The organism is Salinicoccus sp. Bachu38 (genome assembly GCF_038561955.2).
Classification (GTDB): domain Bacteria; phylum Bacillota; class Bacilli; order Staphylococcales; family Salinicoccaceae; genus Salinicoccus; species Salinicoccus bachuensis.
The window spans coordinates 1,716,092-1,735,024 of the sequence record NZ_CP138333.2; the positions used below are offsets into that span (position 1 = coordinate 1,716,092).

Annotated in this window: 13 protein-coding genes, 25 tRNA genes, 2 rRNA genes, 1 pseudogene and 1 riboswitch; of the genes and pseudogenes, 2 read left to right on the plus strand and 39 right to left on the minus strand. The window is 50.3% G+C overall.

Translation table 11 applies throughout. The annotated features are described in order from the left end of the window. Positions 1–8: 8 nt before the first annotated feature. The 9 genes from trmL to RQP18_RS08720 all read right to left on the minus strand — a co-directional run bounded on the left by trmL (position 9) and on the right by RQP18_RS08720 (position 7,649). Positions 9–479: a tRNA (uridine(34)/cytosine(34)/5-carboxymethylaminomethyluridine(34)-2'-O)-methyltransferase TrmL gene (trmL, locus tag RQP18_RS08680; RefSeq protein ID WP_342387324.1), complete on the minus strand. Its 471-nt coding sequence runs from the start codon at positions 477–479 to the stop codon at positions 9–11. Positions 480–488: 9 nt separating this feature from the next. Continuing rightward, a complete protein-coding gene (queG, locus tag RQP18_RS08685) occupies positions 489–1,619 on the minus strand; it encodes a tRNA epoxyqueuosine(34) reductase QueG (protein ID WP_342387325.1) in 1,131 nt (376 codons plus the stop codon). A gap of 101 nt (positions 1,620–1,720) precedes the next feature. Continuing rightward, on the minus strand, positions 1,721–3,016 hold the full coding sequence (locus RQP18_RS08690; protein WP_342387326.1) for a D-serine ammonia-lyase: 1,296 nt from the start codon (positions 3,014–3,016) through the stop codon (positions 1,721–1,723). Continuing rightward, complete coding sequence (locus RQP18_RS08695) at positions 2,997–3,374, minus strand: DUF6176 family protein (RefSeq protein WP_342387327.1); 378 nt, start codon at positions 3,372–3,374, stop codon at positions 2,997–2,999. The genes RQP18_RS08690 and RQP18_RS08695 overlap by 20 nt, the downstream gene beginning before the upstream one ends. A gap of 52 nt (positions 3,375–3,426) precedes the next feature. Continuing rightward, positions 3,427–4,077 carry an HD domain-containing protein gene (locus RQP18_RS08700; protein WP_342387328.1) on the minus strand — a complete coding sequence of 217 codons (651 nt, stop codon included), beginning with the start codon at positions 4,075–4,077 and terminating at the stop codon, positions 3,427–3,429. Positions 4,078–4,224: 147 nt separating this feature from the next. After that, positions 4,225–5,421, minus strand: a complete 1,197-nt coding sequence (locus RQP18_RS08705; RefSeq protein ID WP_342387329.1) for a putative glycoside hydrolase — start codon at positions 5,419–5,421, stop codon at positions 4,225–4,227. Continuing rightward, positions 5,418–6,302, minus strand: a complete 885-nt coding sequence (locus RQP18_RS08710; protein ID WP_342387330.1) for a polysaccharide deacetylase family protein — start codon at positions 6,300–6,302, stop codon at positions 5,418–5,420. The genes RQP18_RS08705 and RQP18_RS08710 overlap by 4 nt, the downstream gene beginning before the upstream one ends. Before the next feature lie 23 nt (positions 6,303–6,325). Then, a complete protein-coding gene (locus RQP18_RS08715; RefSeq protein ID WP_342387331.1) occupies positions 6,326–6,964 on the minus strand; it encodes a YkyA family protein in 639 nt (212 codons plus the stop codon). Positions 6,965–7,118: 154 nt separating this feature from the next. Next, on the minus strand, positions 7,119–7,649 hold the full coding sequence (locus RQP18_RS08720; RefSeq protein WP_342387332.1) for a YceI family protein: 531 nt from the start codon (positions 7,647–7,649) through the stop codon (positions 7,119–7,121). A 168-nt stretch (positions 7,650–7,817) separates the two neighbouring features. Beyond that, positions 7,818–7,914, plus strand: a riboswitch (SAM riboswitch). An 85-nt stretch (positions 7,915–7,999) separates the two neighbouring features. Between RQP18_RS08720 and RQP18_RS08725 the strand changes: the two are divergent. Continuing rightward, positions 8,000–9,106: pseudogene (locus tag RQP18_RS08725) on the plus strand (5-methyltetrahydropteroyltriglutamate--homocysteine S-methyltransferase). Positions 9,107–9,149: 43 nt separating this feature from the next. On the opposite strand, the gene RQP18_RS08730 reads toward RQP18_RS08725, so the two are convergent. Then, positions 9,150–10,838, minus strand: coding sequence for a S9 family peptidase (locus RQP18_RS08730; protein ID WP_373446008.1), 1,689 nt, complete (start codon positions 10,836–10,838; stop codon positions 9,150–9,152). Positions 10,839–10,947: 109 nt separating this feature from the next. On the opposite strand from RQP18_RS08730, the gene RQP18_RS08735 reads away from it, so the two are divergent. Then, positions 10,948–11,121 carry a sporulation protein Cse60 gene (locus RQP18_RS08735; RefSeq protein WP_373446009.1) on the plus strand — a complete coding sequence of 58 codons (174 nt, stop codon included), beginning with the start codon at positions 10,948–10,950 and terminating at the stop codon, positions 11,119–11,121. Between the two features lie 49 nt (positions 11,122–11,170). On the opposite strand, the gene RQP18_RS08740 is transcribed toward RQP18_RS08735, so the two are convergent. The 29 genes from RQP18_RS08740 to RQP18_RS08880 all read right to left on the minus strand — a co-directional run bounded on the left by RQP18_RS08740 (position 11,171) and on the right by RQP18_RS08880 (position 18,829). Then, positions 11,171–11,779: a DUF6320 domain-containing protein gene (locus RQP18_RS08740; protein ID WP_342387335.1), complete on the minus strand. Its 609-nt coding sequence runs from the start codon at positions 11,777–11,779 to the stop codon at positions 11,171–11,173. Positions 11,780–11,822: 43 nt separating this feature from the next. Further along, on the minus strand, positions 11,823–13,001 hold the full coding sequence (locus RQP18_RS08745) for an alcohol acetyltransferase (RefSeq protein WP_342387336.1): 1,179 nt from the start codon (positions 12,999–13,001) through the stop codon (positions 11,823–11,825). Between the two features lie 369 nt (positions 13,002–13,370). Further along, positions 13,371–13,455: transfer RNA gene (locus RQP18_RS08750), tRNA-Leu, on the minus strand. 21 nt (positions 13,456–13,476) lie between these two features. After that, a tRNA-OTHER gene (locus tag RQP18_RS08755) sits at positions 13,477–13,548 on the minus strand. Positions 13,549–13,563: 15 nt separating this feature from the next. Further along, positions 13,564–13,637 (minus strand) — tRNA-Cys (locus tag RQP18_RS08760). 6 nt (positions 13,638–13,643) lie between these two features. Then, a tRNA-Gln gene (locus tag RQP18_RS08765) sits at positions 13,644–13,715 on the minus strand. A 4-nt stretch (positions 13,716–13,719) separates the two neighbouring features. Continuing rightward, positions 13,720–13,795, minus strand: a tRNA-His gene (locus RQP18_RS08770). A 3-nt stretch (positions 13,796–13,798) separates the two neighbouring features. Continuing rightward, a tRNA-Trp gene (locus RQP18_RS08775) sits at positions 13,799–13,872 on the minus strand. A gap of 5 nt (positions 13,873–13,877) precedes the next feature. Beyond that, positions 13,878–13,958: transfer RNA gene (locus RQP18_RS08780), tRNA-Tyr, on the minus strand. An 18-nt stretch (positions 13,959–13,976) separates the two neighbouring features. Beyond that, positions 13,977–14,052 (minus strand) — tRNA-Thr (locus RQP18_RS08785). A gap of 8 nt (positions 14,053–14,060) precedes the next feature. Further along, positions 14,061–14,136, minus strand: a tRNA-Phe gene (locus RQP18_RS08790). Positions 14,137–14,150: 14 nt separating this feature from the next. After that, a tRNA-Asp gene (locus tag RQP18_RS08795) sits at positions 14,151–14,226 on the minus strand. 21 nt (positions 14,227–14,247) lie between these two features. Continuing rightward, positions 14,248–14,321, minus strand: a tRNA-Met gene (locus RQP18_RS08800). Positions 14,322–14,331: 10 nt separating this feature from the next. Continuing rightward, positions 14,332–14,424 (minus strand) — tRNA-Ser (locus RQP18_RS08805). A gap of 22 nt (positions 14,425–14,446) precedes the next feature. Next, positions 14,447–14,523, minus strand: a tRNA-Ile gene (locus RQP18_RS08810). Positions 14,524–14,527: 4 nt separating this feature from the next. After that, positions 14,528–14,601 (minus strand) — tRNA-Met (locus RQP18_RS08815). Between the two features lie 26 nt (positions 14,602–14,627). Continuing rightward, positions 14,628–14,703: transfer RNA gene (locus tag RQP18_RS08820), tRNA-Ala, on the minus strand. Positions 14,704–14,717: 14 nt separating this feature from the next. Then, positions 14,718–14,791: transfer RNA gene (locus RQP18_RS08825), tRNA-Pro, on the minus strand. Positions 14,792–14,803: 12 nt separating this feature from the next. Beyond that, a tRNA-Arg gene (locus tag RQP18_RS08830) sits at positions 14,804–14,877 on the minus strand. A gap of 23 nt (positions 14,878–14,900) precedes the next feature. After that, a tRNA-Leu gene (locus RQP18_RS08835) sits at positions 14,901–14,989 on the minus strand. Between the two features lie 7 nt (positions 14,990–14,996). Then, a tRNA-Gly gene (locus RQP18_RS08840) sits at positions 14,997–15,071 on the minus strand. A gap of 6 nt (positions 15,072–15,077) precedes the next feature. Continuing rightward, positions 15,078–15,159, minus strand: a tRNA-Leu gene (locus RQP18_RS08845). A 5-nt stretch (positions 15,160–15,164) separates the two neighbouring features. Then, positions 15,165–15,237, minus strand: a tRNA-Lys gene (locus tag RQP18_RS08850). A gap of 15 nt (positions 15,238–15,252) precedes the next feature. After that, positions 15,253–15,328: transfer RNA gene (locus RQP18_RS08855), tRNA-Thr, on the minus strand. Between the two features lie 7 nt (positions 15,329–15,335). After that, a tRNA-Val gene (locus RQP18_RS08860) sits at positions 15,336–15,411 on the minus strand. 22 nt (positions 15,412–15,433) lie between these two features. Next, a 5S ribosomal RNA gene (gene rrf / locus RQP18_RS08865) occupies positions 15,434–15,548 on the minus strand. An 81-nt stretch (positions 15,549–15,629) separates the two neighbouring features. Further along, positions 15,630–18,509: ribosomal RNA gene (locus tag RQP18_RS08870) — 23S ribosomal RNA — on the minus strand. A 151-nt stretch (positions 18,510–18,660) separates the two neighbouring features. After that, positions 18,661–18,736 (minus strand) — tRNA-Ala (locus RQP18_RS08875). 16 nt (positions 18,737–18,752) lie between these two features. Continuing rightward, positions 18,753–18,829, minus strand: a tRNA-Ile gene (locus RQP18_RS08880). Positions 18,830–18,933: the final 104 nt, after the last annotated feature.

The window sequence follows — 18,933 nt, forward strand, 5'->3', positions numbered from 1 at the left end:
ATTGCCTCCTAATGTAATTGTGGAAAGTCCTGCTGTTTCAGTGCTTCGTATATCAGTATGGCAGCAGTGTTGGCCAGATTGAGGGATCTCACTTTGCCGCTCATAGGCACCTTCAGGAGCGTATCGCGGTACTTCTCCTTCATCCAGTCCGGAAGTCCGGAAGTCTCCCTGCCGAAAATGAAATAATGCTCCGCTTCCCGGCTGCTGAAATCCATCTCTGCGTATGACTTTTCGGCGAATTTTGTGAGCAGGTAGTAGCTGCCTTCCGTTGCTTCGAAAAAATCCTCCACAGAGTCATGATAGACGACGTTGATGTGGGGCCAGTAGTCGAGGCCTGCACGTTTCAGCATCTTGTCGTCGGTGGAGAAACCGAGCGGCCTGATCAGATGGAGTGTGGTGTTCGTGGCCGCACACGTGCGGCCGATATTCCCCGTGTTTGCCGGTATTTCTGGTTGATATAGAACAATATGATTTGCCATTGTAACCTCCTAGGCGACTTCCTGGACACCTTTCAGCATTTCATCCCTGACTGCTTCGTCTGTCTCCATTTTATATCTTTCACTTATATAATCAAGCGCGCGATCCCCGAGGATCCGTCCGATGGCCCAATAGGCCGTCCCTTTTATGACCGGACGCGGATCGTTCTCCGCCACACGCTTCAGTGTATCCACTGCCGCTTCCTCCCTGAAATGGGCAAGTGCGATGATGGCATTGCGCTGGATGGGCTTCTTCCCGCGCCAGACACCTGCCAGATGGCCGTATGTCTCCTTGAACTCCCTATTGGATATTTCAAGCAGACCGGTCAGTTCCGGTTTCAATATTTCAGGCTCGAGTACAATGTCCGCATGATGGTCGGTATTGATGCCCTTGTTCCTCGGGCAGACCTGCTGGCATGTGTCGCAGCCATACAGCCGGTTGCCGATCTTGCCGCGGTATTCATCCGGCAGGAACCCCTTCGTCTGGGTCAGGAAGGAAATGCACTTCTGTGAATCCAGCTGGCCGTTCCCCACAAGTGCACCCGTCGGGCACCGGTCGACGCACAGGTTGCAGTCGCCGCAGGAATCGATCAGTTCTTCATCCGGCGGGAAGGGGTAGCTCGTGATCATTTCGCCCAAATAGGAGTACGTCCCGAGTTCCGGGTTGATTACAAAGCCGTTCTTGCCGATATAGCCGAGACCGCTGCGTCTTGCCACTTCACGGTCACTGAGGACACCCGTATCCACCATGGACCTGCACTCGATGGAAGGGTCCAGCGACTTTATATAGTGTTCCAGCTTGTCGAGCCTTCTGTTCAGCAATGTATGGTAGTCGACGCCCCATGAAGCCCGGGCGAACATTCCGCGCCGTTCGCCCTTTCTGCTCTTGGGGGCATCCGGAAGCCGGTTCGGATAGCCCACCGCAATGGAGATGATGCTTCTGGCCGAGTCGAGCGAGAGATGGGGTTCGGTGCGTTCATCCACCGCCCCCTTCTCAAATCCCGAAGCATATCCCCTCCTGTGATAGTCGATGAGCTTTTCCCTGAACTCGGTGAAAGGCTCCGCGTGGGTGAAGCCGATCTGGTCTATTCCTATCGAATGGGCATAGTCGATCACTTTTTTCTTGAATTCGGACCGTTCCATATCTTCACCTGCTTTCAAAACTGAGGGCAATAGCCAAATTCAAATAAATATTATACTATCGCCCCATCTTTTTGACAATCATCCTGCCCTTTATTAGAGTACTAGCCCTTCCCCTTCCGGTAGTCTTCCTGCCATTCTTCATCCGGCACCATGCTACCGCCCGTGCTCCAGATGATATGTGTGGCACTCCGGATTTCAGACCGGTCAATATTCCGGTGGAGGATGGCAGGACCCGGCAGGCCGGCTGCTGCGGAAGGTTCGATCTTCATATGCTCCCGGTCATAGCATGCAGCCAGAAGCGTGTACATTTCATCGTCCTGGACCGTATAGAGCGAGTGGATATCATCAGCGAGCAGCTTTCCTGCAAACTTTGATGGTCTGCCCACTGCCAGACCGTCCGCAACCGTCCTGTTGTCGAGGCCGATATCCCGGACCGACACGCCATCATGCATCCCCGTCATGAGTCCAAGCAGCATGCATGGGGAGTGCACCGGTTCAGCGAATACCGGATGGACCGCATCACCGAATACATGCTTCAGGCCGAAGCTGATGCCGCCGGGCGCGCTTCCGACCCCGCACGGGAGATACACATACAGCGGATGTGACGCATCCACCCGGATCCCCTTCTTCTCGAGCTGTCTTTCAAGACGCAATGCAGCCACTGCATAGCCGAGAAAGAGCGGTTCCGAATCTTCATCGTCGACAAAATAGCTTTTGTCATCTGCAAGGGCCTCTTCCCTGCCCTTTTCCACTGCTTTGCTGTAGTCGTCCTCATGCTCGACCACCATGACACCATTGCGCCCCAGCATATCCTTCTTCCACTGTTTGGCATCACTCGACATATGGATGACGACTTTGAATCCGAGAGCGGCACCGATGATGCCGATGGAGAGGCCGAGATTGCCGGTCGATCCGCATATGATGGTATAGTCTGAAAAGAAATGCCGAAACTTCTCCGTATCAAACTGTCCATAGTCATCATCGGAATCGATCATTCCATGTTCCAAAGCGAGATCTTCGGCATATTTCAGAACTTCATATATGCCGCCGCGTGCCTTGACGGAACCCGATACGGTAAGGCTGTCATCCGATTTGATATGGAGCGTTCCATCGATGGCCACCCCATATCTTGTACCAAGGTATTCCTTCATGTCATCTGCTTGGACCAATGGCGACTCGATGATGCCGCTCTGCGCTTCCGTCTCCGGGAAAGCCGCTTCTATAAACGGTGCAAAACGCCTCAGCCGCCTGTCCGCTTCCATGATATCCTCCTTCTTCAGGAGAGCTCCGGACGGATTCGGCTGGAATGCCGAATAGTGGTCGTTTCGCCAGAACACCGCCCTGCTGTCAGCCATCTGTTCGATAAGTGGATGTTTTTCAGTCAATGGATTCTTCATGTGTGTCCGCCTGCCCTCCGGTGAACATTGCGTTTCTGATACGCTTTGGCATCATTACGACGGAAGCATCAAGATCAAGCGGCTGGAAGGTCTTGTCAATGCACTCGTCGAAGAAATCCACCAGCTTCTGGTTGATATTGAAGTCCTCCTCATCTTCTGGATCATCCTCCTGGACACTGTACCAATAGAGATATTCATGCTCTCCGTTCTGCTCCCTGAATATTGTTTCGACATACATCTTCTCGCCCTCCAGTGTAAGGAGTGCATCATCCATGTTCTCCTCGATATATGCCATCCATTCCTCCACTTTGTCACTTTTATTCGGCTTCACCCTGAATTTCGTAAGTTCTACCTTCACTTGTCTTCCTCCTGTCATTACTTCAATTATTCATCATTTCCCCATCGGGGGTTCATCGCTTGCCTTCCCATTCCTGGTAGAACTGCTCCAGATACATTTCCATGAAGCGGTGGCGCTCTTCCGCCACGCTTCTTGCAGTATCCGTGTGCATCAGATTCTTCAGCCTGAGCAGTTTTTCATAGAAATGGTTGATCATCGTATTGTCTTCCTGGCTGTACTGTTCAAATGTCAGATCCTCGCGCGCTGCCCTGTCCGGATGGTAGAGTTCATGCCGCTTGTTGCCACCGTATATGAAAGTCCGCGCAATGCCGACTGCCCCGAGTGCATCGAGGCGGTCGGCGTCCTGGACGATTGCATCCTCCACCGACTCTACTGCAACAGTATTGTTCCCACCCTTGAAGGAGACCGCCTGCATGGCGTGAGTGATCCGCTCGATCACGTCTGCCCCGACTCCCCGCCTGCTCAGGAATGCCTTTATTCCATCAAGCTGTGCGTGTTCATCATCAGTCAGCTTGTAGTCGATCATGTCGTGGAAAAGAGCTGCCACTTCTATGATGAAGCGGTCTCCACCCTCCTGTGACTGTATCATGCGGGCGTTATTGTACACACGCATGACATGCCAGTAGTCATGTCCCGTGCTGTCCGAACTGTGAAAATCGTACACCTGTGCTTTTGCATCTTCGATGATGCTGTGGTGGTCCATAATCCATGCTCCTTTTAAATTTCATGCTGAAACCTGCAGTGGTTCATTCATTGGCTATTATATCATGATTGTCAGGTTGGGTTGTCCCATAAAAATAGGACCCGCGCCAAAAGGCACCGGGTCCCGTCCATGAATACGCCAGCGGAACTACTCCTTGGAATAGTCCACTCCGCGTGTATATCTGTTGGAGGCATCCCATATCAGGAATTCCTCGACTCCATTATCGTAGAGCGCCTGTACTTGCGCCTCCACTTCCGCTACGCCATATGGCTTGTAGTTTCCACTGCCCAGATAGGAAGCGGTGAAATCCTGAAGCCATGGCCTGGAAGTCGGTGGATCTTCAAGCTGACCCAGCACTTCATTTTCGACTTTCGTGTATTCGGACACCACCTGGTAGGGATCAAGATCGGGCTTTTCCACTCCAAAGTAGCCGTCTCCCCAGTGGCTCGGATAGATCATTGAGGAAATGACGTCGACGTTACTCGATATTTTCGAGAAATTCTGGCCGATACCCGGTGCTTCCTGCTGTGTTGCGGCATAACCGAATATATCGACGGATACATCCACGTCGTACGGTTCCAGTTCTTCCTTGGCATAGCCGACGAAATCGGTCACTGCATCAACACGCTGCTGGACACTGTCCTTGTCACTGTTCTCATAGTCGCCCAGTGTATAGTCGAGAGTGTCGGCACGGTGTTCAAACCCTTCCGGGAAGCGTACGTAGTCAAACTGTATCTCCTTGAAACCGAGTTTCGCCGCCTGCTTGGCCACCTCTACATTGTATTCCCACACTTCCTTCGAGAATGGATTGACAAAACTCTCTCCGCGCCCATTTTTCCAGACAGTGCCATCAGGATGAGTAAAAGAGAGGTCCGGCCGCGCTTCGGCGAGCAATGAATCCTTGAAGACGACGACCCGTGCAATCGGATATATCTGCTCCTCTTCCATATGATCCATCAGCGCCTCGGGATCAATATGGTCAATGGAGGCGTTCTGGATCGTCTCCATATCCGAACCAAGATCCATCATCATATTCCCATGATCCTCTTTGACATCGATGACCATCGCATTCAGTTCCGTTTCTGCCAAAAGCCCGGTCAGATCTTCCATTCTTTCCCCACCGGCCGAATAGCCTGATAAGTAAATGCCCTTGACCCCTTCTTCAGGATAGGCGATATCTACACCATCATCATATTTGAACTGGTCAGGAATCTCTTCAGGCACACTCAGCAATGGTGCATCATGGAGCTTGATGATCTGTGTCTCTTCGGCTTCTGCTGTGGATGGAAGGAAGAGTGCAGCAAGCATACCCACGATTCCGATGATGAATAAATGTCTCCTCATTGTGCCATCTCCTCCCTCTTTGGAGAAGCGATCAGAGCAGGGTCGACAAGTGCATACCCTTTGTCTCTCAATCCTTCCACGATCTCTGCTGAAGCATCCCGGGTCCAGGAGCGGTCATGCATCAGAAGGTTGGCTCCATGATTCAGATACTCGGTATTGACCATGATGTCCGCCAGTGCCGGAGCATTCTGATATTCCGGCTCCCAGTCGTAGCCATATGTCCAGTTCATGAGCTCCATGCCTTCCTCCTCGGCGATTTCCCGGGACGCTTCGGTGTTCTGTCCGAATGGTGCACGGAAGAAGCGTGGGCGCTCACCTGTAATTGCTTCAACCCGCTCGTTTGTAGATGCAATCTCTTCACGCTGTGCTTCAGGGGACAGATCGGGAAGGCTTGCGTGCGTCTCGGTATGGTTCCCTATTTCAAAACCCATCTCATGTATGGCGCGGAGGGCTTCCTGCCCCGCCTCGGATTCGAGATACATGCCGTTGACGAAGAAAATGGCAGGGGCATCATGTTCTGCCAGAATTTCTGCAATCTCCACTGCATGACCATCTGGAGCATCGTCATAAGTGAGCAGGGCGACCTGCGGGTCTGCACCACTGCTTTCAATCGGCTGGACCGCATATGTATCCGCATTGACTTCGTACTGGAATGCTGCATCTTCAGTGCCTTCTTCTCCGCCATCTTCCTGTTGCGCTTCAGCTTCTTCCGCCTCTTCTGTTGCCGGGGCCTGGTTCTCCTGTTCCGACTGTTCCTGCTGGTTTTCCGTCTGCTCCTCTGCATCGGCGACGTCCGTCTCTGCCTCTTCGCCATCAGCCTGACAGCCGGCCAACAGCATGCTGCTGCATAACGCCATCAATAGAAACCGCTTTTTAAACATATCGTGCCTCCTTTAGGATCATGCTATTCATTCGATGTCTCCTCCAACTGTGAAGATAGGGTGCTGTGGGCCTCTTCCAACGCCACAAACTCCTCATCAAGTTGAATCCGTAGTGCCCGGATGCCTTCCATTTCATCATTGACCGCTTCGATTCCCTTCTGGAATGTTTCATAGCTTGAGTCATCCTGCCCCAGGGATTCAAAATATGCTGTCTGGGAGGACAGCTGCTCTTCATAGGCTGATGTGAACTCATCAAGCGAGCCTGTCACGGAATCGAGGGAATCAAGGACACCATTGACCGCCTCCTCCGATATCTCATCGCTGTCGATCTGCGTCATCTCTTCGTGCTGGCTGAGCAATTCCCCGCTGGTCTCCGACAGCGCTTCCAATGCCCCCCGCCTCTCTTCAATATTCGTATGGACTTGGGCAGAACCGTCAGATAGGGTACTTAGATCTTCGTCTTCCTCCAATACGGTTTCAAATTCTGACTGCAGACGGCTTTCCAGATCAGCCAGCTGAGTGAATGATTGAATCGCCGCCTCCTGTTGTGCCTCTATGTCTGACAATGAAGTCTGCGTCTCTTCGATCGCGTTGCTGCATCCTGAAAGTATTAATAATGAAGCCGTAATGCCAACTGCCGTATTGCGACAATGGGAGAACATAGGTCATCTCCTTTATATTTGAATTTCAATAAAGTATAACAGCTTATACAATTTTAGTAAATTTCAATATTGACCCATCCACTATGAAAAAACCGGCGCCCGGTCATTAAAACGACTGGGCGCCGGCTGGTGCATTGCACGGTGGCTTCTTTACCTATTCACTTTTTTCTGAGAACTGCAGTTCAAGCTGTGCCTTTACGTCCTTGCTCACCAGTACGCCGCCTGTTTCCAGCTTCTGGTTCCATGTGAGGCCGAATTCTTCCCGGTTGATGGTGAATTCAGTTTCGAAGCCATGGACTTCCTGTCCCCATGGATTTGTGCCCTTTCCATTATACTGGAGATCGATCGTCATCTCTTTGGTGATGCTGTTCATCGTCGTTTCACCCGTCACCGATACAGTATCGCCGGATTTGGTGACATTGCTGGATTTGAATGTAATTTTCGGGCTCTTCTCGACATTGAAGAAGTCCTCGGATTTCAAATGTGCATCACGGTCTTCATTTTTCGTGCTGATACTGTTGACGTCAATTTCAGCATAGACTTCAGCATTTTCGAAAGTCTCCAGCTTGTCCGTCTTCACTTCGAAATGGAAATCCTCAAAGTATCCTTTCACTTTGGAGACCATCATATGTTTTACCTGAAAACCGACTTCAGAGTGGGCTGGATCTGTTACGAATGTTGTCATTGTTAAAAACCTCCAATAATTTTTATCTTCAATTCAAGATAACTAAATGATACATCACTTACTTACTTTATGCAAGTAGTTTATATTTAGAATTTTGCAGATGGCCTCCATACGACTTGACAGAAAATTCTTTATCATTTAAAGTGCTTCATAATATAATATTTGAGATTCTTATCCAGAGAGGTGGAGGGACTGGCCCGCCGAATCCTCAGCAGCGGACCGCTGGTACCGTGCTAATTCCAGGAGCATTGCTCGAAGATGAGATAAATGGATGATCGTCATCCCCAATTTATCCGCATCGGACAATTGGGGATTTTATTATATTAATATTATGTGAAAGAGGGATCCAGATGACGAAAACAGCACTCAAAGCACCATTCAGGGCCGATCATGTCGGCAGTCTGCTGCGCCCGGAAAGCATCCATAAGGCGCGGACGGACTATCAGGAGGACAGGATTTCCTACGAGCGCTTGCGAGAAATCGAAACCGAAGAAATCAGACATGTGGTCGACAGGCAGATTGAAGTGGGACTCAAGGCCGTCACCGATGGGGAATTCAGAAGACGCTTCTGGCATACCGATTTCCTGGAACACCTGGCCGGCGTGGAAGGCTACGTTCCTGATACAGGCTTCCAGTTCGATGGCATCGAGACGGAACGATACGATGTTCGTGTCACAGGGAAGGTTGCTTTCAATAAAGACCATCCGCATATCAGGGACTTCATCGAGTTCAAGGAAATCGTCGGAGACCGTGCAGTGGCCAAACAGACGATTCCAAGTCCGAACCAGATGTTCAATGCAGGCATCAGGAACCAGGAGTTTTATCCGGATGTCGAGGCATATGCGAAAGACGTCATAAAGACATACTAGGATGCGGTCCAGGCGTTCTACGATGCCGGGTGCCGCTACCTCCAGTTCGATGACGTATACATCGCAGGACTCAATGCACCGGAGATTCCATTCAACGACAGCGGATATGACAGGGAATCCCTGATTCAACTGGCACTGAGGGTACTCAACGGGGTACTCGAGCAAAAACCTGAAGATATGGTCATCACCACCCACCTCTGCCGTGGAAACTACAGATCAAAATGGGCATTCGAAGGCAGCTATGCCAAAATTGCTCCCGTCCTCTTTGCCAAGGAGAAGGTTGACGGATTCTTCCTCGAGTATGATGATGACCGTTCCGGAGACTTCGAACCTCTTTCATATATCCCGAAAACAGGGCCCCGGGTCGTCCTCGGACTGTTCACCTCAAAGCGTGGCGAACTTGAAGACGAAGGAATTATCAGGGAACGGATTGAGGAAGCATCCAAATATGTCTCGAAAGATCAGCTCTGCCTTAGTCCCCAATGTGGATTCGCCTCCACCCACCACGGCAATGAACTCACGGAAGATGCTCAGTGGAAAAAGCTCGAATATATCGTCTCACTCTCCGAAAAGCTTCTGGGCCAATAGAAAAATGAGGCGCACCAATGGTGTGCCTCATTTTTATGGCATACTACAATGTCCGGTTGAGAAACTCGAGGATCTGGCTGTTCATATCATCGATGTTTTCCTGATGCATGTAGGTATGGCCTTCATTTTCATATGCAGTGAATCCGACATACTGATCGTTTTCCTTCAAAGCCTCCACAATCTGGACCGATTCGCTGTACGGGACACGGGCATCGTGATGACTGTGGAAGACCATGAGCGGAATCGATATGTCACCGCTTCTGGGGAGCGGCGAGATGTCATCAAGAAATGCGCCCGCCTCTTCTATCGAACCATATTCCGCAGCCCGCAACGCCCTCCTCCATGGTGGCGTATGTTCCAGGAAGGTCCTCAAATGCGAGATGCCGACGATATCCACTGCTGATGCCCACAATTCGGGGTGGTGGGTAACGAGAAGAAGCGTCATCAGTCCGCCATAGCTTCTGCCCATGACCGAAATGCGGGACTCGGGAGCGATGTCATCATCAATGAGATGACGTCTCAATTCGATGACATCCTTCATGGCATCAAGCCGTTTCTTCTTATCATCCGCTTCAAGATAGGCGCGCCCATACCCTTTGCTCCCCCTGATATTCGGCACCACCACCTGGATGCCCGCCCTGTTCAGATCGTAGTAGAGCGCATTGAATTCCGGTCTGGCCTGTGATTCGGGGCCCCCATGTATATGAATGACAGCCTTTTTCTCTTCCGCGTCCGACTCATATATAAAATATGGTACTTCCAGACCATCGAATGAACGGTAGGATGACATCTGCCATAAAACTTCGGACGTCTCCCCGGTGTTCCCCAGCACAGTTTCAGTTTCTCCGGTTTCAAGTGAATGACGGCAGATGCGATGGGGCTGGTCGACCGAGGAGTGGATCAGGAATAGTTCCCGCCCTTCTCCATAGTCCAGTGAATGCACTACACCCTCCTGTATGGCTGTCAGCTTTTCCGTCTCCAAAGATCTCAGATCCATACGATATAATACGGAATGTCCATTCTCGTTGCATGAAAGAATGGCTTCCGACCTGTCGCCGGATACTTTGAAATGTTCGATGTCCCACTGGAATGATGTTAGCCTGTGATGGCTTCCATCTTCAATATTGATTTCATGGACGTTCATGTATCCATCCTCCATGTCGGTTAGGCACAGGCATCTGTCGTCATGGAATTTGAAAGAGGCAAAGCGGGCTTCAGGCAATGCCACCGCCTCTGTAGAACCTTCATCCAAATCATATATCAGCAGTGCTTCATCGATATTATCCACATCCCTTGATAACAGGACCCTATCCGGCGACAGTTCGTGTATGAAACGGATCGGCCCATCAAAGGTTTCGAGCACCTTGAACGCGCCTTTGCCATGAACGATGCAGAGATCAAACGAAGAGGATTCATGATGGTTGCGGACCATGGTATATATATTCTGTCCATCATCATATTCTCCATAATGGTGGAAGTAGTCGGGATTTTCGGCAAGCGGCTTCATGTCATCGCCGTCCATCACATGGAACTGGTTCCTCTCGTTTCCATGATAGTCCACAGCCACCGTCACATGCTCCTTCTCCAGCCAATAGTTCTTGACGTTCTGATCCGATCTGGTAAGTTGCACTTTCCTGCCCTTTGAGGCATTGTATTTCCATAGCTGGTGCATGCCGCTTTCGCTGCTTATGAAATAAAGTTCCTGGTCTTCACTCTTGTACTTTAAATTCATATATTTGATGAAATTTTCCACTTTTCATTCCCCTTTATGTATGACTTCATCCCCATTTTACTATATTACGTGACTTTTCTGTTAATTTTGGTGGATAATATGGATAAATATGAATGAAGGGATGCATCCGACCATGAAAGTGAAGACATTAAGTGCTATGACCGAAAAGGGGCTCGATAAGAAAGTGAATGAGTTCCTCTATGAAAACCATCAGATAGAAATTATCGACATCAAATTCTCCTATGGCAGTACACTTGCCGTCCTTGTCATCTACAGGGACTAAAAAAGCCCTCCACTTCAATTTCATGAAGTGAAGGGCTTTTTCCATATCGTTATATATGCAGTCTTCTGCTCAATTGCGCCCATACAGTCTGGCGTGCAAACATTCCAAAGCCACTGATCAGCATGAAAGCATAGAAGCTTGCGAAAGCACTCGGCCATATGACGGTTGCATATCCGGAAAAGTACAGTGCAGCAGGCAGGAAGCTCAATGCAATCATCGTGGTCAGGCTTACATGCCCTTTCCATTTGAGTCGACTGGTAAGTACGGACAGTGTGACCATGACGAGTCCTGCAACAATGAGGAAAGGCACTGCATAATTGATCGACCATTTGAGGAATCCGGACTGGGAATCCATCAATAGGAACAGCAGCGTCAGACTGACCACCTGGCCGACTATCTTGCTTCCCAGATGGGACTTCGACAGGATGGTATGATTCAGTGATATGATGCCGTATACTACGAGCCCCGTTGCATGGAAAACCCACAGGAAGTGCGGCATGACGATCAGATTGATGAAGATGCATGCCAGTATGATGGCCATGCCTGCAAACACTGCAATTCGTGGTGCCTGCCTTTTGCCAAAAACCTTTCCATCATAGGATGGATAGAAATCATCTTCCAGATCAGGGTCGCTGGAAGAAAATCTTCCGTTACACAATGGACATATTCCATGCCTCGTGGCTATCCTGCACTCTTCACAATTATTCATCGCTGTTCCCCCACTCGTTAGAATAGATTTCGATATCCAATCCGGTCAAATCTCCCAATTCCTTGAAGAAATCCCTCACAATATCCGTTTCGGAAATGGACAGTGTGAAGGTGATCGTCATCCGGCCATTCACCGTCCCAACCGCACAGCTGATTGGACTTTTTCTGGTAGGATACAGCGCAATATCCATGCGTTCCACAAAGTGTGCCATGGTTTCAGGCAGCTTTACGTTTCCCATATTCGAAAGTGTCATCGTCTTCGTTCTCTCTCCAATATGATTGAATCCATATCTCATCGCAGGATACTTGAGGAAGATCGGGAGGAGCCGTGTCATCATTCCCCGCTGAAGCTGGAAATGACGGTTGATGCCCATTTGCAGGTTTTTCTTATCCGTGCGGAATTTCAACTTTCCCGAGACTTCCTCCAATACATCATCAAAAGGTGTCTCATCGTTCACTTCGGCCCCTACATTCACAACCAGGAAAAAATTCCGCATCGTCACGGATGGAAACTGCCGCCGCAAATTGACAGGCAGGGCGACTGTGACCGGCTCCCGTGCGGAGTAATGGCTGCTTCCGATCACTTTGATCAGAAGTGCTGTCAGAAAGGCGGTTATGGTCGATCCCGACTCTTTTGTAAAGCGGTTGAGGGCGGAACCATCAATCACGCCATGGATGATATTGATGCCCGTCGTCGCGAGAGCGGAACCTGTAAGCTGATACGCCGCCCCATCCTTGAGCCGTATGTTTCTTTTGTCGTTTTTATACGCATATTTTTCAAAACTGTCCTCTACCTCTTCACTCCCGGGCGCATCCTGCGGCAACAGTAACAGCCCATCGGGAGAAACTGTATTCCCCTTCAGAATCAGATACTGGTATGCCAATGTCTTGAGGAATTCCATGGCCCCACTCCCATCGGTCAATGAATGGAACACTTCAAATGAAATTCTTCTTCCATAATAGATGACACGTATGAGGTAGCCGCTGTTCATCCTCGGGTCGATTGGCGCACATGGGTATGTCTCTTCCTTCTGGACAATGAGTTTTTCATCATTCTTCTCCAGATAGTCCCAGAACAGTCCTTTTCTTAACGATACGGTCAATGTAGGGAAACGGTGTATGACCAGGTCCAATGCTTCCTGCAGCAGGTTTCTATCAACTTTTTCTTTCATGATGAAAGAAACTCGAAATACAAAAGAATTCTCAGCATTCGACAATGCATGAAAGATCTTGCCTGTATTATCAATCCTATACCACTGGTCTGACATCCTCTACTCCCTCTTCCATATGACCTTCGTGCCAGTATGACATATTATTGGTAGAAATGCTCTTTTTTCATGATGGATTGGAAAAGAAATATCATCTTCTCTGCAATATTTCTTTTACCAGAACTGCAACGTTCTTCGTTTTATCGTTGTTACTCGTACTATCTCCTCCTTGTATTGTTAAGACGCAAAAAAGCAGCCAGATGAAATGATTCATTCTGACTGCCATAGGCAATTATTAAACATATCATTTATATTGTTTGGGACAACAGGTTATACCACCGGTCGGGATCGAACCGACACTCCCGCAATGGGAACTGGATTTTGAGTCCAGCGCGTCTGCCAATTCCGCCACGGTGGCCCAGTATTAATAGAATTATAAAGCGGAAGATAGGATTTGAACCTATGTCTTGCTTCAGGTAGAAGCATGTTCTGAACACTGAACTACTTCCGCATATGAAAGACTAAATGGAGGCGCCAACCGGATTTGAACCGGTGATAGAGGATTTGCAGTCCTCGGCCTTACCACTTGGCTATGGCGCCTTGAAGCTGGGCTAGCAGGATTCGAACCTGCGCATGATGGTACCAAAAACCATTGCCTTACCGCTTGGCGATAGCCCAATAATGGGGCGGCTGATGGGGATCGAACCCACGAATGCCGGAACCACAATCCGGTGTGTTAACCACTTCACCACAACCGCCATTGGCAGGGGTAGTAGGAATCGAACCCACACCAAAGGTTTTGGAGACCTTTATTCTACCGTTAAACTATACCCCTATATATGGAGGGGGGCAGATTCGAACTGCCGAACCCGAAGGAGCGGATTTACAGTCCGCCGCGTTTAGCCACTTCGCTACCCCTCCATCATGTCTATCTAAAAATGGTGCCGGCCAGAGGAATCGAACCCCCAACCTACTGATTACAAGTCAGTTGCTCTGCCAATTGAGCTAGACCGGCAACACAAATGGTGGTTCAGGACGGAATCGAACCGCCGACACTGTGAGCTTCAATCACATGCTCTACCGACTGAGCTACTGAACCACTAAAATTTTAAATGGCGGTCCCGACGGGAATCGAACCCGCGATCTCCTGCGTGACAGGCAGGCATGTTAACCGCTACACCACGGGACCACATATAAATAAAAAATAAAATTGCGGGAGGTGGATTTGAACCACCGACCTCCGGGTTATGAGCCCGACGAGCTACCAGACTGCTCTATCCCGCGATAATAATAATGGCGGAGGAAGAGGGATTCGAACCCCCGCGGGCCGTTAAGCCCCTGTCGGTTTTCAAGACCGATCCCTTCAGCCAGACTTGGGTATTCCTCCGTATGATATGAAAATAAAACGATGGTGGACCTTGCAGGACTCGAACCTGCGACCCAACGGTTATGAGCCGTTTGCTCTGACCAACTGAGCTAAAGGTCCAATATGGCGGCGGAGGGGATCGAACCCCCGACCTCACGGGTATGAACCGTACGCTCTAGCCAGCTGAGCTACACCGCCATGAAAAATATATGCTTCAAGTAAAATGGTGGAGACTAGCGGGATCGAACCGCTGACCTCCTGCGTGCAAAGCAGGCGCTCTCCCAGCTGAGCTAAGCCCCCATTTTTCTTAAGAGTCGGGAAGACAGGATTCGAACCTGCGACCCCTTGGTCCCAAACCAAGTGCTCTACCAAGCTGAGCTACTTCCCGTAAGTAATAAAGCGCGCCCGAGAGGAGTCGAACCCCTAGCCTCTTGATCCGTAGTCAAACGCTCTATCCAATTGAGCTACGGGCGCATAATTATATATGGTTCCTATACTGGTGCCGAGGACCGGAATCGAACCGGTACGGTAATTACTTACCGCAGGATTTTAAGTCCTGTGCGTCTGCCAGTTCCGCCACCCCGGCGAAAAAATGGAGCGGAAGACGGGATTCGAACCCGCGACCCCCACCTTGGCAAGGTGGTGTTCTACCACTGAACTACTTCCGCAGATAATGCGGGTGAAGGGAGTCGAACCCCCACGCCCGAAGGCGCTAGATCCTAAATCTAGTGCGTCTGCCAGTTCCGCCACACCCGCGTATGTGAGCCATAGAGGATTCGAACCTCTGACCCTCTGATTAAAAGTCAGATGCTCTACCAACTGAGCTAATGGCTCATACATATGATTAAATGGTGCCGGCCAGAGGAATCGAACCCCCAACCTACTGATTACAAGTCAGTTGCTCTGCCAATTGAGCTAGACCGGCATTTAAATGGTGGAGAATGACGGGTTCGAACCGCCGACCCTCTGCTTGTAAGGCAGATGCTCTCCCAGCTGAGCTAATTCTCCATTTAATATTAAATTATATACTGCCCGGCGGCGTCCTACTCTCACGGGACGTCAGTCCAACTACCATCGGCGCTGGAGAGCTTAACTGCTGTGTTCGGCATGGGAACAGGTGGGGCCTCTCCGCCAGTGCCACCGGACAATATTCAGGTTGAATGATATACATTCAAAACCGGATAGAAACAATGCGCTGCGCAGAAAACCAACACGGTTTTCATTAATTGAATAAGTCATCGATCGATTAGTATTCGTCCGCTGAATGTGTCGCCACACTTACACGCCGAACCTATCCACCTCATCATCTCTGAGGGATCTAATGGGGAAATCTCATCTCGAGGGGGGCTTCATGCTTAGATGCTTTCAGCACTTATCCCGGCCATACATAGCTACCCAGCGATGCCGTTGGCACGACAACTGGTCCACCAGTGGTATGTCCATCCCGGTCCTCTCGTACTAAGGACAGCGCCTCTCAAATTTCCAACGCCCACGACGGATAGGGACCGAACTGTCTCACGACGTTCTGAACCCAGCTCGCGTACCGCTTTAATGGGCGAACAGCCCAACCCTTGGGACCGACTACAGCCCCAGGATGCGATGAGCCGACATCGAGGTGCCAAACCTCCCCGTCGATGTGAACTCTTGGGGGAGATAAGCCTGTTATCCCCGGGGTAGCTTTTATCCGTTGAGCGATGGCCCTTCCATGCGGAACCACCGGATCACTAAGTCCGTCTTTCGACCCTGCTCGACCTGTATGTCTCGCAGTCAAGCTCCCTTATACCTTTACACTCTATGAATGATTTCCAACCATTCTGAGGGAACCTTTGAGCGCCTCCGTTACTCTTTGGGAGGCGACCGCCCCAGTCAAACTGTCCACCTGACACTGTCTCCCGCCCGGATCACGGGCGCGGGTTAGAATCTCAACATCACCAGGGTGGTATCCCACCAGTGCCTCCATGTAGACTGGCGTCCACACTTCATCGGCTCCCACCTATCCTGTACAGGTGAGGTCAAGATTCAATATCAGGCTACAGTAAAGCTCCACGGGGTCTTTCCGTCCTGTCGCGGGTAACCTGCATCTTCACAGGTACTATGATTTCACCGAGCCTCTCGTTGAGACAGTGCCCAAATCGTTACGCCTTTCGTGCGGGTCAGAACTTACCTGACAAGGAATTTCGCTACCTTAGGACCGTTATAGTTACGGCCGCCGTTTACTGGGGCTTCGATTCGCACCTTCGCTTACGCTGAGCGCTCCTCTTAACCTTCCAGCACCGGGCAGGCGTCAGCCCCTATACGTCACCTTTCGGTTTGGCAGAGACCTGTGTTTTTGATAAACAGTCGCTTGGGCCTATTCACTGCGGCTCATGTCTCCATGAGCACCCCTTCTCCCGAAGTTACGGGGTCATTTTGCCGAGTTCCTTAACGAGAGTTCGCTCGCTCACCTTAGAATTCTCTTCCCAACTACCTGTGTCGGTTTGCGGTACGGGCAGTGATATATTCGCCAGCAGCTTTTCTTGGCAGTGTGAATCCACAGCTTCGCCTACTAGATTTCGGCTCCCCGTCACACCTCGTCGTTGGCACAGGGCGGATTTGCCTACCCTGCCGACTCGATGCTTGGACGTGCTCTTCCTTCCGCACGCTCTGCTTCTCCTCCTGCGTCACCACTTCACTCAAACACATATCACCGGTACAGGAATTTCTGCCTGTTGTCCATCGCCTACGCGTTTCCGCCTCGGCTTAGGTCCCGACTAACCCAGAGCGGACGAGCCTTCCTCTGGAAACCTTAGTCATTCGGTGGACGGGATTCCCACCCGTCTTTCGCTACTCACACCGGCATTCTCACTTCCAATCGCTCCACATGTCCTCACGGTCATGCTTCCCTGCCATTGGAACGCTCTCCTACCATCAATATAATTGATCCACAGTTTCGGTAATATGTTTAGCCCCGGTACATTTTCGGCGCAGCGTCACTTGACTAGTGAGCTATTACGCACTCTTTAAATGATGGCTGCTTCTAAGCCAACATCCTAGTTGTCTGTGCAACGCCACATCCTTTTCCACTCAACATATATTTTGGGACCTTAACTGGTGGTCTGGGCTGTTTCCCTCTCGACAACGGACCTTATCACCCGCTGTCTGACTCCCGTGCATCACATCTGTGGCATTCGGAGTTTGTCTGAATTCGGTAACCCGGGATGGGCCCCTCGTCCAAACAGTGCTCTACCTCCACGATGCTAACACGAGGCTATACCTAAATATATTTCGGAGAGAACCAGCTATCTCCAGGTTCGATTGGAATTTCTCCGCTACCCACACCTCATCCGGTCACTTTTCAACGTAAGTCGGTTCGGCCCTCCATCCAGTGTTACCTGGACTTCAGCCTGGACATGGGTAGATCACCTGGTTTCGGGTCTGCAACCCCATACTAAACGCCCTATTCAGACTCGCTTTCGCTGCGGCTCCGCATCCTCTGCTTAACCTTGCATGAAATCGCAACTCGCCGGTTCATTCTACAAAAGGCACGCCATCACCCATAAACGGGCTCTGACTACTTGTAAGCACACGGTTTCAGGTTCTATTTCACTCCCCTTCCGGGGTGCTTTTCACCTTTCCCTCACGGTACTGGTTCACTATCGGTCACCAAGGAGTATTTAGCCTTGGGAGATGGTCCTCCCGGATTCCGACGGAATTCCTCGTGTTCCGCCGTACTCAGGATCCACCGCAACCTTGCATCGCTACGCATACGGGACTGTTACCCCCTATGGCCGGCCTTTCCAGACCGTTCTGCTCGCGATGCGCAGTATCATCGGTGTCCTACAACCCCAGCCGAAGCTGGTTTGGGCTCTTCCCGTTTCGCTCGCCGCTACTCAGGGAATCGATTTTTCTTTCTCTTCCTCCGGGTACTAAGATGTTTCAGTTCCCCGGGTCTACCTCTGTCCGGCTATGTATTCACCGGACAGTCGCACTAACGTGCGGGGTTCCCCCATTCGGAAATCTCTGGTTCAACGCTTACTTACAGCTCCCCAGAGCATATCGGTGTTGGTTCCGTCCTTCATCGGCTCTTGGTGCCAAGGCATCCACCGTGCGCCCTTCATTACTTAATCGCAATGAAATTGTGAGTGTGCCAGCCGAAGCTGACACAACGCGTGTTTTTTTGAACTCTTTCGGTTCTCGGTTTTCTACGCTAGATTTTCGGTTAAAAATCATTTTTCGCATTGTTTCTATACGGTTTTCAATGTACATGTTTTAAAAAAATGGTGGAGACTAGCGGGATCGAACCGCTGACCTCCTGCGTGCAAAGCAGGCGCTCTCCCAGCTGAGCTAAGCCCCCGTAATAAAATTTTAAATGGTGGGCCTAAGTGGACTCGAACCACCGACCTCACGCTTATCAGGCGTGCGCTCTAACCAGCTGAGCTATAGGCCCATTCATATTTTACGGTAATTAATTATACTATTGTGAATGAAAATTTCAAGGATTAATTTTACATTAATATGTAGAAATTTAAAACATTCAAAACTGAATACAAT